This window comes from Nostoc sp. 'Lobaria pulmonaria (5183) cyanobiont', assembly GCF_002949795.1.
Lineage (GTDB): Bacteria > Cyanobacteriota > Cyanobacteriia > Cyanobacteriales > Nostocaceae > Nostoc.
On sequence record NZ_CP026692.1, the window covers coordinates 81,537 to 96,233 of the forward strand.

General features: G+C 40.0%; 18 protein-coding genes and 1 other RNA gene. 12 read left to right on the forward strand and 7 right to left on the reverse strand.

Translation table 11 applies throughout. From position 1 onward, the window contains the following. Positions 1–27: 27 nt before the first annotated feature. Positions 28–564 carry a nucleotidyltransferase family protein gene (locus NLP_RS00345; protein ID WP_104904657.1) on the reverse strand — a complete coding sequence of 179 codons (537 nt, stop codon included), beginning with the start codon at positions 562–564 and terminating at the stop codon, positions 28–30. Positions 565–758: 194 nt separating this feature from the next. On the opposite strand from NLP_RS00345, the gene NLP_RS00350 reads away from it, so the two are divergent. The 3 genes from NLP_RS00350 to cobO all read left to right on the forward strand — a co-directional run bounded on the left by NLP_RS00350 (position 759) and on the right by cobO (position 3,656). Beyond that, positions 759–2,027, forward strand: coding sequence for a plasmid pRiA4b ORF-3 family protein (locus tag NLP_RS00350; RefSeq protein ID WP_104904658.1), 1,269 nt, complete (start codon positions 759–761; stop codon positions 2,025–2,027). A gap of 138 nt (positions 2,028–2,165) precedes the next feature. Then, positions 2,166–2,621, forward strand: a complete 456-nt coding sequence (locus tag NLP_RS00355; RefSeq protein ID WP_104904659.1) for a GFA family protein — start codon at positions 2,166–2,168, stop codon at positions 2,619–2,621. Between the two features lie 357 nt (positions 2,622–2,978). Beyond that, positions 2,979–3,656, forward strand: coding sequence for a cob(I)yrinic acid a,c-diamide adenosyltransferase (gene cobO, locus NLP_RS00360; RefSeq protein WP_104904660.1), 678 nt, complete (start codon positions 2,979–2,981; stop codon positions 3,654–3,656). 359 nt (positions 3,657–4,015) lie between these two features. On the opposite strand, the gene NLP_RS00365 is transcribed toward cobO, so the two are convergent. After that, positions 4,016–4,840, reverse strand: a complete 825-nt coding sequence (locus tag NLP_RS00365; protein WP_104904661.1) for a peptidoglycan-binding domain-containing protein — start codon at positions 4,838–4,840, stop codon at positions 4,016–4,018. Positions 4,841–5,056: 216 nt separating this feature from the next. Next, positions 5,057–5,812 (reverse strand): hypothetical protein, encoded by a 756-nt coding sequence (locus tag NLP_RS00370; RefSeq protein ID WP_104904662.1) that lies wholly within the window; start codon positions 5,810–5,812, stop codon positions 5,057–5,059. Between the two features lie 447 nt (positions 5,813–6,259). Between NLP_RS00370 and NLP_RS00375 the strand changes: the two genes are divergently transcribed. After that, complete coding sequence (locus NLP_RS00375; protein WP_104904663.1) at positions 6,260–7,705, forward strand: NB-ARC domain-containing protein; 1,446 nt, start codon at positions 6,260–6,262, stop codon at positions 7,703–7,705. On the opposite strand, the gene NLP_RS00380 is transcribed toward NLP_RS00375, so the two are convergent. Next, positions 7,616–8,182: a 2'-5' RNA ligase family protein gene (locus NLP_RS00380; RefSeq protein WP_104904664.1), complete on the reverse strand. Its 567-nt coding sequence runs from the start codon at positions 8,180–8,182 to the stop codon at positions 7,616–7,618. The genes NLP_RS00375 and NLP_RS00380 overlap by 90 nt on opposite strands. A gap of 116 nt (positions 8,183–8,298) precedes the next feature. Between NLP_RS00380 and NLP_RS00385 the strand changes: the two genes are divergently transcribed. The 6 genes from NLP_RS00385 (at position 8,299) to queF (ending at position 10,640) form a co-directional block, all read left to right on the forward strand. After that, positions 8,299–8,634, forward strand: a complete 336-nt coding sequence (locus tag NLP_RS00385) for a KGK domain-containing protein (protein ID WP_104904665.1) — start codon at positions 8,299–8,301, stop codon at positions 8,632–8,634. Between the two features lie 141 nt (positions 8,635–8,775). Continuing rightward, positions 8,776–9,042, forward strand: a complete 267-nt coding sequence (locus NLP_RS00390; protein ID WP_104904666.1) for a YciI family protein — start codon at positions 8,776–8,778, stop codon at positions 9,040–9,042. A gap of 37 nt (positions 9,043–9,079) precedes the next feature. Beyond that, an RNA gene (gene ffs / locus NLP_RS00395) (signal recognition particle sRNA small type) lies at positions 9,080–9,176 on the forward strand. A 25-nt stretch (positions 9,177–9,201) separates the two neighbouring features. Further along, entirely contained in the window at positions 9,202–9,585 is a 384-nt protein-coding gene (locus tag NLP_RS00400) for a phasin family protein (protein WP_104904667.1), read from the forward strand. Between the two features lie 159 nt (positions 9,586–9,744). Then, positions 9,745–10,146 (forward strand): hypothetical protein, encoded by a 402-nt coding sequence (locus tag NLP_RS00405; RefSeq protein ID WP_094350338.1) that lies wholly within the window; start codon positions 9,745–9,747, stop codon positions 10,144–10,146. A gap of 80 nt (positions 10,147–10,226) precedes the next feature. Then, positions 10,227–10,640: a preQ(1) synthase gene (queF, locus tag NLP_RS00410; RefSeq protein ID WP_104904668.1), complete on the forward strand. Its 414-nt coding sequence runs from the start codon at positions 10,227–10,229 to the stop codon at positions 10,638–10,640. Between the two features lie 37 nt (positions 10,641–10,677). On the opposite strand, the gene pstS is transcribed toward queF, so the two are convergent. The 3 genes from pstS to NLP_RS00425 all read right to left on the reverse strand — a co-directional run bounded on the left by pstS (position 10,678) and on the right by NLP_RS00425 (position 14,079). After that, positions 10,678–11,757, reverse strand: a complete 1,080-nt coding sequence (gene pstS / locus NLP_RS00415; protein ID WP_234017142.1) for a phosphate ABC transporter substrate-binding protein PstS — start codon at positions 11,755–11,757, stop codon at positions 10,678–10,680. A 154-nt stretch (positions 11,758–11,911) separates the two neighbouring features. Continuing rightward, positions 11,912–13,309 carry a cytochrome c biogenesis protein gene (locus NLP_RS00420; protein WP_104904670.1) on the reverse strand — a complete coding sequence of 466 codons (1,398 nt, stop codon included), beginning with the start codon at positions 13,307–13,309 and terminating at the stop codon, positions 11,912–11,914. Positions 13,310–13,338: 29 nt separating this feature from the next. Then, a complete protein-coding gene (locus NLP_RS00425; RefSeq protein WP_104904671.1) occupies positions 13,339–14,079 on the reverse strand; it encodes a cytochrome c biogenesis protein CcdA in 741 nt (246 codons plus the stop codon). Between the two features lie 181 nt (positions 14,080–14,260). On the opposite strand from NLP_RS00425, the gene NLP_RS00430 reads away from it, so the two are divergent. Both NLP_RS00430 and NLP_RS32610 read left to right on the forward strand, forming a co-directional pair. Next, positions 14,261–14,539, forward strand: a complete 279-nt coding sequence (locus tag NLP_RS00430; RefSeq protein WP_234017143.1) for a hypothetical protein — start codon at positions 14,261–14,263, stop codon at positions 14,537–14,539. Continuing rightward, entirely contained in the window at positions 14,536–14,682 is a 147-nt protein-coding gene (locus NLP_RS32610) for a hypothetical protein (protein WP_158680236.1), read from the forward strand. The genes NLP_RS00430 and NLP_RS32610 overlap by 4 nt, the downstream gene beginning before the upstream one ends. Positions 14,683–14,697: the final 15 nt, after the last annotated feature.

Consider the following 14,697-nt stretch of genomic DNA (forward strand, 5'->3'; position numbering starts at 1 on the left):
CTAGTGGCTAAAATCTGACTGTAACTTTTACGCCAACCGCAGATAAGGACATTTTTGTAAAAATCCAGATGCTTTACTATGGGCATCCAAATTATGAGTATGCGTTGGCGTAGGTCGAATAATGCCACCAAATAGGTCATCCAATCCGTAAGGTGTAAAAAATTGCCATTGTCCTTGGGCATCTAGTCGAACTCCCACAGCCGTAGCGGTGTGCAGCCAATCTGTAATGCCATCCTCTGTACTAGTATAAGGTCTGCTACCAAAACGCCAGCGAGCAAAACTGGCTTGATTTTTGACATCAAACTCGTCATCAGGAAATTGTTCTGTGAGAGTCGCCTTTGCTGCTAGTTCTTGGGAACGGTTTCCCTCTATATCAAAGAATGCAATATCAAAATCTTTAATACCTAACCCACAGTCATTGCCAAAAATTGAAGACCAAACGGTGTTTCGGACTGCACCCCCTGCTAACCACCAGTTAGGTAGATTTAGTTGAGCGATCGCTGTTAATACTGTATTAATACGTGTATCAGCTAAAATCATTTGTAAGCGAGTGTTACTATTCATATCAAATTTATGGGATTGTCAAGTAAAAGGTGAAAATATTATCATTCATATTTAATTAAACTTACGGTGTTGATAGTCCTGTTGTGACACTTTGCAGTTCAATGTTTATCAGGAGAAACTCTGTAGTAATAGTATAAATAAAACAGGTTATACAGAAGGTAAAATTGTGAATTTAGAATTTAGAATTTTTATTTATGGAAGATTTATTTGCGCGACTAGAACGCACACTCAATCCTGAACTGCCTTCCCTAACAGAGTCACAACAAAAATTCCTAGAAGAACTCAGTATTGATGAAAATCAACCCGGTATGATTCTGCATGACTTTCAAACCCTGATAGATTTCTTACAACCAAATGGAGTAGAAGTTAGTAGTGTTAATAACCTTCTACAGCTAAAAGTACTATCAGAAGTTAATTCTCGATTAAGTCACCCAATTGAAACTAAACTCAAACGCCCCGTACAAAAATCATATCCCTACATTAATGGACTATATCTGTTATTACGCAGTTCTGGAATAGCCCAAATTAAATCCCAAGGGAAGAAGCAGGTTTTAGTTTTAGACGCAGTAACTTTGCAATCATGGTCAAACCTCAATCCAACAGAACGCTATTTCAACTTATTAGAAGCCTGGTTGATTTGGGGAAATAACGAAGTTTTGGGCGAACATCAAGATTCCTTAGGGAATTTATTTAGATGTATTCAACTTTGGCCTCGCGTTCCAGATAAAGGTTTAAAATTCCCTCAATATGAAGATCAAAACAATATTAGTTATTACCCCGGACTGCATAATGTTGCTCTATTAGAGTTATTTGGATTGTTATCTACCAAACATGGTAAACCACAAGAAGGCAAAGGGTGGCGCATTACTAGTTTACAACGCTTACCCTTTGGTGATGCTCTGTTGCAATTCCTCTTTCCATTAGGTATACGAGGAGAATTACAGGATGATGTAAATATAACTTTTGGAAAATTGCAGTCACATTTTCAACCATTTTTTCCTGAATGGGAGCATAATTTACTTGTTCCCAAGCAAGGCTTCACTGATGGTATTTATATTTTCAAAGTATCCCTTTTTAAGGCTTGGCGACGCATTGCCATACCAGCAAAAAAACCATTAAGCTGGTTAGCAGAGATAATTCTCGATGCTTTTGACTTTGATTACGATCACCTGTACGAGTTTAGTTATAAAGACCATTTTGGTCGCATAATAAAAATCGGTCATGCCTACATGGAAACACCGCCATTTGCCGACCAAGTGCAGATTGGTGATTTGTCTTTAGAACCGGGTGGGAAAATGACCTATCTTTATGATTTTGGTGACAACTGGAAATTTGATGTGCAGTTAGAAGCAATTAATCCACCTGATAACAAAATTAAGAAGCCGAAGATTTTAGAAGTTTACGGAAATGCACCTCAACAGTATTGGAGTGAGGATGATGAATTGGATGAAGATGAAGGATGAGGAAGATTTAGAAAAGTGGAGATAATGAAAATTTCCTCGTGTCCCCGTGTCTTTTGTTTGTGTCTACTAAAACCCGCTTTAAGATTGAAATAGTTTTAGTTAGAATAAAGTATTACAAATTGTCAGGAGATAAAAGCTGTGAATCTTCCATATACTGGAGGTTGTCAATGTGGACATATTCGTTATGAAATTCATGCTCAACCTTTAACTCTATACTTATGTCACTGCAAAGAGTGTCAGAAACAATCTTCTAGTGCCTTTGGTATGTCTCTTACAGTATTACGAGATGCTGTTGTGATTGTTCAGGGAAAACCGAAAGCTTGGACTCGAAAAAATGATAGCGGACGTGAAGTAAACAACCTGTTCTGTGGCGACTGCGGAACGCGATTGTTCCATGAAAGGACTTACAAGGCAAATACTATCAATGTCAAAGCTGGAACCTTAGATGATACCAGTTGGTTACGCCCAGTGGGTAATATTTGGACACGTAGTGCCCAGTCATGGGTGATAATTTCAGACAAATTACTCAACTATGACGGGCAACCAGAAGATACGCAGGCTTTATGGGAAAAATGGAAACAACAACATCCATAAATGCATAACTCCTGATATCAGACATCATTTTCCTGATACTTAAATCAATGCCCTTGGTTGTTAGTCTAACTCATGACTGTACCAAAGAAGATAATGATAATATTTTACTGGGAAAGTGCTTTAATGAACATATTAAATTATTTAAAAAAGTAATAGTAAACTCAAATTATAAGTTTAGCTTGTGTATCATATATATTTCCACTTGTCTGCAAATCATTAATAAAGCTAACACACTATTAATATTTCACATGAAAACTTACTGGATATTTTCAATCAAGTAATTTAAGTGAAATTAGATAAGTAAGGCGATTTTGGTTCATTTTCAACACTTTTAACAGTTATTTCTAGACAAGCTTGATGAAAAACGATACACCGCAAGAATTGAACCCAGACCAACAAATTGGGCGCTTGATTGATCAGGTAATGTCTTCATCTCTGACTGATGAACAGTACCGCAAAAAGATGCAGCGACGCAAAGAAGTGCAAGACAAGCGCATAGCAGAAGCTGTACCAGAAAAAGGGTTAATTATTGTAAATACTGGTAACGGTAAGGGTAAAACCACTGCGGCTTTGGGGATGGTGTTGCGATCGCTCGGTCATGGGTATAAAGTAGCGATCATTCAATTCATCAAAGGTAGCTGGGAACCTTCCGAAAAAAGGGTTTTCAGTTATTGGGAAGACCAGATAGAATTTCACGCAATGGGCGAAGGCTTTACCTGGGAAACTCAAGACCGCGATCGCGATCTTGACAAAGCTAGCGCCGCCTGGGAAAAATCATTAGAATACATCCGCAATCCAGACTTTCAACTGGTATTGTTAGACGAAATCAATATCGCCCTCAAAATGGCTTACTTACCAGTAGAAGACGTTTTAGCAGGTTTAGCACAAAAACCCGCTAACAAACACGTTATCCTCACAGGTAGAGGCGCACCACCTGCTTTAATTGAGCGTGCTGATTTAGTAACCGAAATGACCCTAGTTAAGCACCCTTTCCGCGATCAAGGTGTGAAAGCACAACCGGGAATTGAGTATTAAATCAGAATTGTGAATTCAGAACTCAGAATTCACAATTGTTAAAAAACCAGGTTTCTTACTCATCAGAGATCAGAAACCTGGTTTTTAATTCTCGTATATCATACCAATTTGAAAAAAGAATGCAACACATAGATAATACATCTCACCAACCCTACCCTTACTAAGGGGTGCGCGCCAGCGCGGGTGGGCTTATCTGTCGTAAACATTTTTTGAATTGGTATCAGATGTGGAAAAGCAGATTACGCTTATATACAGCAGATTTCAAGTTATGAGGTACACAAGCTAAGTCTGTTATCCAGGTAGAAAGCGTGTTTTACTTCAGAATTCTGAATTCTGAATTCTGCTGTAAGTCCCATTTGTTACTTCTTATTCCAAAGATTTAAAAATGCTTGAGAGATGGCTGGGGTAAGCTGACTTTGTAAGTGATTTAGTGCATCACGATGGTTTGCATTATTGTCATCATAATAAGTAAAGAGATTCGTCAGCTTGACAATCTCAGGATTTTGATCGTTTGTCCCCCTCCATTTGTTAGTAACTTTGTGTAAAACATCCTTGGGTAAATTTTGTTGTAAGTTATTTAATGCTGCGATGTAAGAAGGATTTTGAGGATTCTTTTTGAATTGGACACACAAATCTATCAGCTTGACTTGTGACTGGGGCTGAGGCTTATCTCTTAGACTAGATTGCTGTAGAATTTGGCGCTGTTCAAAAGTAGCAATACCATTTTCAGTCAAACCCTGAGATTTCTGAAATTTCTTGACTGCTGTATAAGTAGCTGGTCCATAAAAAGGCTTGTCTGGAGGAATTTCGGCATTGGTTGCAAAACCGTGAAACTTCAATCTATTCTGAAGCCCTTTGACTGTATCTTCCATTACAGTTCGAGTCTCGGAATCAGCGTTACCATTAACCGTAAGTTTTTGTGAGTACTGTTTCTGAAACTTTTTAATCGCTTCTTCAGTAGGATCGTCTGTCAAAAAGTCGCTATTCCGCTTCCAGGGAGCAAATTTAGTGAGATCCGGCTTAGGATCAATCTCAGGAGCTAAATATCCCAATCCAATCAATATATGACGGATGACTTCAGGGCTACTAACGGCCATACGTTTTGGTTCCTTTGCGACTAAACTACCATTTAATGTATCTTGTTTGACAAAAACTAGGTAAGTAGAAATAAATAAATCTAACATTTCTTGTTAGCAAGGCGTTCTAAAAGTTAAGCGACGTGTGACGACAAGCTGCAACTCTTTGAGACGTTCGACCTATGCGACTATAGACAGTGAAAAAGAAAGAGATGCGATCGCTTATTCTCAACTATTAATGATACTACGTGTTCAGGGCGCACATCTGCGCGCCCCTACTGCTCTACCCACTACAAACGTTATCAAAATTAATCTGGTGAAGTACTAGCTAACTGACTCTCTGGCGTTGACAACGTATAAAAACTCATTTTCATTCTTAGGTAAGAAAACGAGTGGTTTTTCTCTCGCTGGCTGCTGCAATTGAGAAGGAAGTAAAGTATAAATATTTTGGAAATCAACTGTAATTTTCTTAGTAGTGCCATTAACTAAGAAACAAGATGGATTATTACTTCCACTGCTATATTGATCGTACAGAGCATCAAGTACTTTTTTACGTAATTCCTCAACAGGAGAAACGTAGATAAAGTAACCTTGGGCATCTAGTTCTTTAGCTCTTTTAGCTGCATTGTCTGAATCTAGAAATAAATCAATCTGAGTATCTTGAATTTTTAAAGGACATTGCTGCAAAGGTTTTCCAGCTACTACACTATATAGTTTCTCTCCCGAAGGAGCATCAACACTAAATAATTTATTGCCAGTACTTTCAGCTTTCGCAGCTTGGAAGTCGAACCAAGCTTTCGTAATAGAACCATCTCCAAGTGCTTTAACCAGTTGTGGTACTAGTGTTTTATCAAACTCTTCTTTAGTAGCAGGAATCGGTGAATCTGGAGCAAAAGGGGTAGCAATTGCGTATTGAAGTATATCTTTATAGACCGTAACTCCTTGTCCTTGTTCTGACGGGGTACTGTAAAGGGTGGTTATACCTAATACTGTTTTGTTATCAGCTAAAGCCGGACTCAGCCCACCTAGCCAAAGAAGAAAGCTGAGGATAACTATTAAAATGCGACTTAACTTTTTCACTGGATTTCTGAATTGGAAAACTTTTTGTATTTTGCACGTGTAACTCTGCGCTAACAACCGAAGTTAAGGAACTTAAGAAATAAATTTAAAACTTTTTGGGCGGCAATTTTCCAAAGCTTTGCCCAGTGAGGATTTCATCTACCAACAACTTCAGCAAAACTTCTGACTCATCTCTAGTAGTTTTACCAAAAATGCATCGTCAGTAACATATAGACATCTGGGGAAATTCAATCTGCGTTATCCAGAACCCTTGTCGAAACTTAACAGCGCTACGTTTCTACATTCATATTTCTAATATTCATAATATTTAACAAACCTGATTTCAGGAAAAGCACATCTCATCTTTGTAGCACCCTCTTAAGTGGAGTAGATATTTGGCGGCATATTACAGGCGCTAACTACTGACTATTACTTTATGAGTGTATGTACAAAACTTAAGGGACAGTAATGAATCCACTACAACGCAGGCGCAAACGGGGTGTTATTCTTACACCTGAAGGATTTCAGAAACTTCAAACGGCGAAATGTCAGGCACAAAGTTGGGACAACTTAGATAAACGTTACACTTTGGAAGATTTAAGCGATCGCACTGGCTTAGATCCAGATACACTGATGAAGGTATTTCATTGCCAAGTAGGAGTTGACAAGCAAACTCTAAACATCTGTTTCAGGGCTTTTAATTTATTACTTGAATCAAGTGATTATCAACTACCTCGGACTGATGAAGTAATCACTAATCAGCATTCAATCCAAAATTTAACTGATTGGGGCGAAGCACCTGATATCTCTGTATTCTTAGGACGCACAACAGAACTAACAACACTAAAACACTGGATTATCGAAGAACACTGCCGACTAGTGACTTTGTTAGGAATGGATGGGATGGGCAAAACTAGCTTATCAGTAAAGCTAGCAGAGCAAATTCAAGATAAGTTTGAGTTTGTGATTTGGCGCAGTCTTCGCAATGCTCCACCAGTCAAAGATATGCTAGCCGATCTAATTAAACTTTTATCCAAAGGGCAGGAAACTAATTTATCAAAAACTTTAGACGACAGAATTTCCCAGTTGATTCATTATTTAAAAAATACTCGTTGTTTATTGGTATTAGATAATCTAGAGACAATTTTACAAGATGCTTCAGGTAAATATGATATTGGATACTATCAACAAGGTTATGAAGGTTATAGCGAACTTATCAGACGAGTGGCACAAACACTTCATCAAAGTTGCTTAGTGCTTACAAGTCAGGAAACGCCGAGAGTAATTAGACGACTGCTAGGAGAAAACTTACCTGTTAGGGCATTGCAACTAAAAGGCTTACAAATCACAGAAGTAGAAGAAATCTTTAAAACTAAAGGTGCTTTTTGGGGTTCAACTGGTGATTTGCATCAACTCGTTGAAAGCTATGCCGGTAATCCATTGGCATTAAATATAGCTTTTAACAAAATTGATAAATTATTTGATGGTAATATTTCGGAGTTTTTAACCCAAAAAACATTAGTTTTTGGAGAAATTCACCAGCTTTTAAAAGAGCATTTTAAACGCGTGTCAGTTACAGAAAATATGATTGTTGAGTGGTTAGCAGGTAATTCTCAGCCTGCCTCACTTTCAGAACTGCGATCGAAAATATCACCTACTATACCAACACCACAATTACTAAATGCTTTGGAATCTTTACAAGAGCGCTCTCTAGTAGATAATAATGCTAATCTTTTCTCTCTAGCACCCATGACTAGAGAATATATAAATCACCAATTAATCCAAAACAAAATTAGATCCAAAATCCAACATCGCCAGCGTCCATCACAAAAATATCCCTCGATTACTACCAGAGAAAAAACTAAACTCTCGTTTAATATTCCAGCGCTTCCCATCGTGAAGCAGCAAGGTTAATTTGTCAGCAGTAAACTCAAAATGCAACTGACGATTTTCAAATTCTGGCCAAGCAGCTTTAAAGTTCTGCTTTGTTAAATCCCGAAATGCAACCGTTAAATGGGGTGCAAAAGGGCGGGTTTTAGAAACCTGATCAACAATTCCCAAGTTGCTTTCTGTATGAACCATTAAATCAGCTTGCAAAGTTAAAAGCTCTTGACTTCTGACAACATTAATGTATATTACACGAGGTACAAAGCCATCAAACCCTTTAAGTGTAATTGCCACTGGCTGTTGTCCACTGGCAAACTCTTTCAAGGATGCTTCTAACAGTGGCAAGTTAGCATCTGCCCATTCAAAGGGCGGTTGCAGGGTAATATGAGGCGGAGACTTTAGCGCTCCGCTACTAGCATAGCGATCGGCAAAGTACTGCTTAATCTCGTTGGCGTAGTCTTGAATGTCTTGCGGTGGTAGGAGGGCGACAAAAAAACGGCTCATCTATCTATATTAATTATTTTTATTGCTTAGTAATTGGTGGTTAGTGGGAAAACTTAGGAAAGGCGGATCGAGTTGGCGCTTGCTCCGTCATGTTGTTTACCGAAAAAGAAAATTAAATGAGCGATCAAATTATTCTGTCCGATGAGGATGTTGTTTCTATGGCTCAGGATACTAATTTTACTGAGGCTTCAACATCGACAGGTGAAGAATTGATGGAGACTGTGGCAAATTTGGTATTTAATAACACCAGTTTACAAAAGGACAAGGCTGAAGCCTGGGCTGCGAATGGGGTGAACTGTAAGATTTTACTGGCTCAGGGTGGCGGCTGGCAGAAAGGTAAAATCCGAATTTGCTTTGAATTTGTTCCTGACAAGCCCACACCAACAAAACCACTGATTCCCACGAATTCGGCATCTCCACTGGATGATCTGCGATCGCACTTAGAGGTCTAACATTCACAGATGCGTCGCTTCTGCTGTTTTGGTGAAATCTTCAGTAAATCGGTGTAGTTAGTGTATATTGCTACTTATTTGCTACTCAAAAATAGTCATAACTAAAGCAGGTTGTTTGTTGTAATTGGAGTTAAGAAGCAAATGCCGTGGTTTGTAAAAATTGAAGAAGGCAAAGTCGATAAACCTACATTTGACCAATATGTACCTGCTCACAAAGCCTACATTCAGAATTTGATTGCTAAAGGACACAAAGCGCGAACAGGCTATTGGGCAGAACAAAGAGGCGGGATGCTGCTGTTTGAGGCAGCCTCAAAGGAGGAAGCAGAAGTGATTGTGGCTGATGACCCCTTGGTGAAATACGGCTGCGTCAACTATCAGCTTTATGAATGGCGAATTGTTATGGAATAACACACACTTACTGAATTTTAATGTTATGCTTATATAAGACCTGGATCTATGCGATCGCAACACCCAAATCTTGTCAGAACCGGAAGGTAGCAGCAACACGGGAGGCTTGTGGTAGGCGTAGTCTCCGGGTCGCCCTATTTTTAGGAGCGGTTAGCAACCATGCCTGGTTTTGGAGATATTGTTCAAAAAGCTTTTTACCTCGGTGTTGGATTAGCTTCTTACGCAGGTGAGAAAGCAGGGGGAAAATTAGCCGAAGTGCGATCGCAAGTCCAAAAACTGGCAGATGAAATGGTGGCCAAGGGCGAAATGAATACAGAAGAAGCCCGCCGTTTCGTTGAAGATATGATGAAGCAAGCCCAACAAGCCCAACCATCTGGTGTAGCCTCTGAGAAAACGCCCCCTTCTCAACCTCGCCGCATTGAAATTTTAGAGGAAGATGAAGAGCCAACGGTGAAAGAGGCGTCAAATGATGAAAATGTAGATAAATTACGCCAAGAAGTGCTAAACCTGCAAGACGAGTTAAAACGATTGCAACGCGATTAATAAAAACCATTCTTTGAGCGAAATATCAGTAATAAGTGGCATTTTGACATGACACTTCGGATAAAAACTTGATAAGATACATTGCTTAGTGTGTATTTTAGTGCTTCAAGCCAGATAACACAAAGCGTCCTGTTTATAGCCTGCAAAGATGTCAAGTTTATGGAACAGTGGCAAAAAGATTTAGTAGAAATCGTCGAAACAGTGGCTGATGAAGTAGAGCGCTTCTTCCTGGGAATGAGTGAAGTGGTAGACGCATTTTTTGAGCTAACGGAAGAAGTCAGCGAGCAAGTACACAATAATATTGTTACTGAAGTCGATCAGTATCTACAAGATTTGGCTGAACCGATGTTGGAAGCTTACTGGGAACTGGAAGACATTGTCGCAGATGTCGATCCGGGTTTTCCTTATTCAGTTGAACCCACATCTGAAAAAAATCCTGCCTGTATCGGTTGTAGTCACTACCACGGCCAAGTTTATGGTGGTAATTTGTTAGTTTGTGCGATGCATCCCCACGGTTGTGAAGATGAGAATTGTCCAGACTGGGAGAAGGAAGAGTATTAAGAGACAGAGGGGCAGGGGGAGTAAATGACAAATTACAAATTACAAATTACAAATTACAACTAAAAACTAACAACTGACAAATGACAACTGATAAATTATCTGAAAGTCCATCCCAAACCAGCCAAGAAATGAAGTATGGCGAACGCGACATTGCAGAAGGTAAACTAATTACCTTTCCGAATCCGCGTGTGGGCAGGCGATATGACATTAACATTACTTTGCCGGAATTTACTTGTAAATGTCCGTTTTCCGGCTATCCTGACTTTGCGACAATTTATGTTAGCTATGTGCCTGATGAACGGGTAGTGGAATTGAAGGCGCTCAAACTTTATATTAATAGTTACCGCGATCGCTACATTTCCCACGAAGAATCTGCTAATCAAATTTTAGATGATTTTGTGGCTGCTTGTGACCCTTTGGAAGTCACGGTGAAAGCAGATTTTACGCCTCGTGGGAATGTACATACCGTGGTTGAAGTCCGTCACCAAAAGTAACATTATCATTGATGAATGCAGATGGCATTAATCAGCTTCATTCAGCAATTTTCTTGACAGCAGATTGCACTTGAAGCACAACTTTTTTAGACAAAGGAATATATCCAAGTTCCAAACTGGATTTTTGCCCGTCAATCACAGCCCAATCGATAAAATTTTTCAGCGCTTGAGCTTTGACTCGGTTAGGATATTGGTGATAAGTTAAAAGCCAGCTGTAAGTGACGATAGGATATGACTGAGCATCTATAGGATCGGTGATAAAAGCAATCAAGTTATCATCTGGTAATTTCACAGCTTCTAAAGTTTGTGCTACTGATTTTGGTGTCGGTGTAATATAATTACCAGATTTATTTTCTAAAGCAGCCACAGGAAGCTTATTTTGTTTGGCGTAAATGTATTCTACATAGCCAATAGCTCCTGGTATCTGTTGAATCAGGGCGGTAACACCTTCATTACCCTTTCCACCAATTCCCACTCGCCATGCTACAGATTTACCAGCCCCAATTTTGCTTTTCCATTCTGGACTTATAGTGCTTAGGTGTTGCGTTAACACGCTTGTAGTTCCACTACCATCTGTTCGGTGTACAACTTGAATTGGTAAATCGGGCAAACTTACACCTGGATTAGCTGCGGCTATTCTAGGATGATTCCAATTCGTAATTTTTCCGAGAAAGATATCTACGTAAACTTGGCGTGGTAGCTTTAGAGCAGTTGGCACATTCACTTGAGGCGACTGCTGTGCAACTGATGTAAGGTTATAAGCTAGCACAATAGAACCAGCAGTTATTGGTAAAGCGATGACTCCCCGTTTTATCTTGGCTGCTTGTTCGCTTGTAATTCCCACATCACTAGCTGCAAAGTCTACAGTACCGTCGATGAGCTGTTGCACTCCGGCACTGCTTCCTATAGCTTGATAGTTAATTTCTACATTGGGATTTTGCTGGTTGTAATCTGAAAGCCAATGCTCGTACAAAGGTGCGGGAAAACTTGCCCCAGTACCAATAAGAGAAACACGCTTTATATTTTTCTGCTCGGCAGCGCAAGAAGCAATACTTAACAAGATAGCGATTAAAGGTAGAAGGCAAACCCGTCCCTTAGATTGAAGTTTAGCAGACATAGAAATTTTTTGTTCCAATGTTTAATAAATACCTCTACTAATTTCCTAATTTGTCGCTGTGTGGGCGTAATTGATTGTAAATAACTTGGAAAAGCAAAGGTACGCAAAGTAATCCTCTGCGTACCTCTGCGATTTCCTTTGCGCCCCTTTGCGTTTAAACTTCAATCGCCGTCTCTTTCTCCTCACCTTTTGGCTGTGAACTCAGCCGATCTAAAATCTCTAAAACTTCTTGTTCAAAGGCAACTTGAGCGCGATTAGTTTTGCCACCCACATACAAGCGATCGCCTTTTTGCAATGCCCAGATTTGCGAGTGGGAAAAGTAACTCATTACCACACCCAGCATTAGCAAGCCAAACCCTGTGTAAACAATTGGTATGCCTGGATCGGCTTTAATTTGTAAGCCAGTACTACCAATGACATCCAAAATTTTCAGCTTCACGCCATTAACTTCAGTGAACATCCCCGCACGGACTGTATCAACAAGTTTGCCAGTAACATCATAAACTAATACCATTCCTTGCAAGTCTTTCGCTAACAGGGAGACACCCTCACTCAAATCCGGTTTAGTCGGAACCCAGGTTCCCCAAATGCGCCCGTTACCGTTAGTGTTCAATTGCGCCATCGGTAACTGAAAAATCGGGCTGTTGTTAAATTGGACGCGAACACCTGCAATTCCCCAATCAGTTTGATAGAAAGTTATGCCATGATAGCGCAGAGGCTCGTTGACAAAAATCTTCTTGTGGTCAATTTCCTTTCCCTGATTATTCAAGACAGACATATCTGAATAAAATTGATTAATGCCGCCAGATGGAGTGTAATCAATCCAAAAACGATTGACGCGCACAGACCAATCTTTCGGGATTTTTGCGGCTAAAGGGCCAGCATCGACAATATTTGTCACTTGAAATGTATCGCCACTAGCAACCATTTCCTGAGCGAGAAACCCAGTCATCGCCCCCCAAATTCCCCCTAGCAAAATAGCGACGATGCCAATATGAACGATAATTGGGCCGATGCGTCCAACTATTCCTTTGCGGGCATAAAGGAGATTTTCTTTTTCTTGATTTGGAAAAATTTTATAGCGGTGTTTCTGTAATATTTCGCTGAGGTAATTCAGGGAACCAGTATCTAGTTCTGTACTTAAAGCTAACTTTTGAAATTGTCGGGGTTCTTCGTAATATTTCCAGCGCTGGGCAGCTTTTAAGGCTGGTAACTGACGGGTAAATGAACAAGCAGTTAAGCTAGTGCCAAATAAGATGAGTAATGCTAGAAACCACCAGGTACGATATACGTGGTCTAATCCAACTACTTGAATTACCTTCCAAGTTAAGAAACCAAATAAAGCTGGATGTTCTGGGTAATTGGCTTGGTAAAATGCGGGTGACTGACCTTGCTCGATTACAGTACCGGTGGAGCTAAAGATGGCAATCAATAGCAGTAGTGCGATCGCTAGTCGTAAGTTAGTCAGTACAGGCAAAAGCTCTTGGCGTAAGAACTGCCCAGGTATCGCCCACCATTTTAATTCTTTGGACGCCGAATCATCTATTGTCATTATGTGTAAAATATAACAAAGTATTGATATTAAAAACTGCCGAGGGGAATCCGAGAAATTAAGGAAAATACACCGAATCCTACCAACAGCGCCCCACTAACTGGGTTAATCCAACCAGACCAGCGACGCAATTCCAGTAATTTTTTAATTGAAGCTGTAAAAGTACCTGCCAAAATCAATGGTGCTACATAACCAGCTGTGTAAGAAAGTAGCAAAATAGCACCTAAAATTAAGTCTTGTGTATTGGCAATCCAACCCAGCAAGCTAGCTAAAACAGGTGTGCTACAAGGAGATGCGACTAAGCCGAAAGTTAGTCCGAGCAAATAGGAACGCAATCCTGCTGGCAAATCCGGCGAAATCCAATTGGTTTCACCCAAGGATGGAAATTGCAGAGGCAGTGCTTCTAATAAGTTCAGCCCCATGAGAATGGCGATAATGCTGACAATAATCGGCAAACCAATTCCCACTTGACCATAGACTTTTCCGACAAAACCTGCTAATATTCCTAGCCCTGCTAGTGTAGTTGCTAAACCTAAAGCAAACCAAGTTGATTGGGCAGCTGCTTGAAGGCGGCTTTTGGCTTCATAACCGCCGATGTAACCAATGGTAATTGGCAGCATGGAAAGCATACAGGGTGTGAGACTGGTGAGCAAACCAGCTGCAAAGATGATACCAATACTCACCACGCTAAGGTGTGTCAGTTGGTTAGAAACGAGGCTGTTGGCAAATTGTTCTAGTTGGTAAATTTGGGTTTGCAGGTTATCAAACATGGGGAGTTTCTGAGCGGGAAATGCTTACTCTGCTTGAATTTTAGCTTACTTTTGGTTTTGGAGTCAGCAGAAGTGATTATCCGAACCTGATATTATCTAAATTTCATCTGCCCAAGGAAATGTATCTAAAATACAATTAAGCTCGGATTATCCCTGAAGAAGCACGGCTGGAGTATTTGGCATGACGATTGCATTACCCGGATTTAAAATTGTCACTTTGTTAAAAGCAGGGGTAAAAGCAGTCATATACCGTGGAATTAAGGTTAAAGATCGGTGTCCGGTAATTATCAAAGGGCTACGTCCAGAACAGTGTACACCCAATAATATCGAACAACTTAAACATGAGTATGCGATCGCTCAAAGGTTAAATACTGCCGCCGCACTCAAAGTCTACGCCTTAGAGATAGATCGGGGAATCCCTTATTTAATTATGGAGGATTTTGAAGGGCGATCGCTTTGACTGCTTATCCTGGTGAGATAGATCGTCAACAAGCGATCGCTGTGGGATTTCAACAGCATATCTTTAAGCCTGTAGATCCAGAGGAATTGGTGAAGGAGGAAATTCTAAACCTCTCTTTTACTAGGGAAAAGGAATGGAAGTGAGGTTTTCCAGATCCG

Coding starts and splice junctions, on each gene's coding strand:
- NLP_RS00345 (WP_104904657.1), bottom strand. CDS start 564: ATGAATAGTAACACTCGCTTACAAATGATTTTAGCTGATACACGTATT.
- NLP_RS00350 (WP_104904658.1), top strand. CDS start 759: ATGGAAGATTTATTTGCGCGACTAGAACGCACACTCAATCCTGAACTG.
- cobO (WP_104904660.1), top strand. CDS start 2,979: ATGAAAAACGATACACCGCAAGAATTGAACCCAGACCAACAAATTGGG.
- NLP_RS00365 (WP_104904661.1), bottom strand. CDS start 4,840: ATGTTAGATTTATTTATTTCTACTTACCTAGTTTTTGTCAAACAAGAT.
- NLP_RS00375 (WP_104904663.1), top strand. CDS start 6,260: ATGAATCCACTACAACGCAGGCGCAAACGGGGTGTTATTCTTACACCT.
- NLP_RS00380 (WP_104904664.1), bottom strand. CDS start 8,182: ATGAGCCGTTTTTTTGTCGCCCTCCTACCACCGCAAGACATTCAAGAC.
- NLP_RS00385 (WP_104904665.1), top strand. CDS start 8,299: ATGAGCGATCAAATTATTCTGTCCGATGAGGATGTTGTTTCTATGGCT.
- NLP_RS00390 (WP_104904666.1), top strand. CDS start 8,776: ATGCCGTGGTTTGTAAAAATTGAAGAAGGCAAAGTCGATAAACCTACA.
- NLP_RS00400 (WP_104904667.1), top strand. CDS start 9,202: ATGCCTGGTTTTGGAGATATTGTTCAAAAAGCTTTTTACCTCGGTGTT.
- NLP_RS00405 (WP_094350338.1), top strand. CDS start 9,745: ATGGAACAGTGGCAAAAAGATTTAGTAGAAATCGTCGAAACAGTGGCT.
- queF (WP_104904668.1), top strand. CDS start 10,227: ATGACAACTGATAAATTATCTGAAAGTCCATCCCAAACCAGCCAAGAA.
- pstS (WP_234017142.1), bottom strand. CDS start 11,757: ATGTCTGCTAAACTTCAATCTAAGGGACGGGTTTGCCTTCTACCTTTA.
- NLP_RS00420 (WP_104904670.1), bottom strand. CDS start 13,309: ATGACAATAGATGATTCGGCGTCCAAAGAATTAAAATGGTGGGCGATA.
- NLP_RS00425 (WP_104904671.1), bottom strand. CDS start 14,079: ATGTTTGATAACCTGCAAACCCAAATTTACCAACTAGAACAATTTGCC.
- NLP_RS00430 (WP_234017143.1), top strand. CDS start 14,261: ATGACGATTGCATTACCCGGATTTAAAATTGTCACTTTGTTAAAAGCA.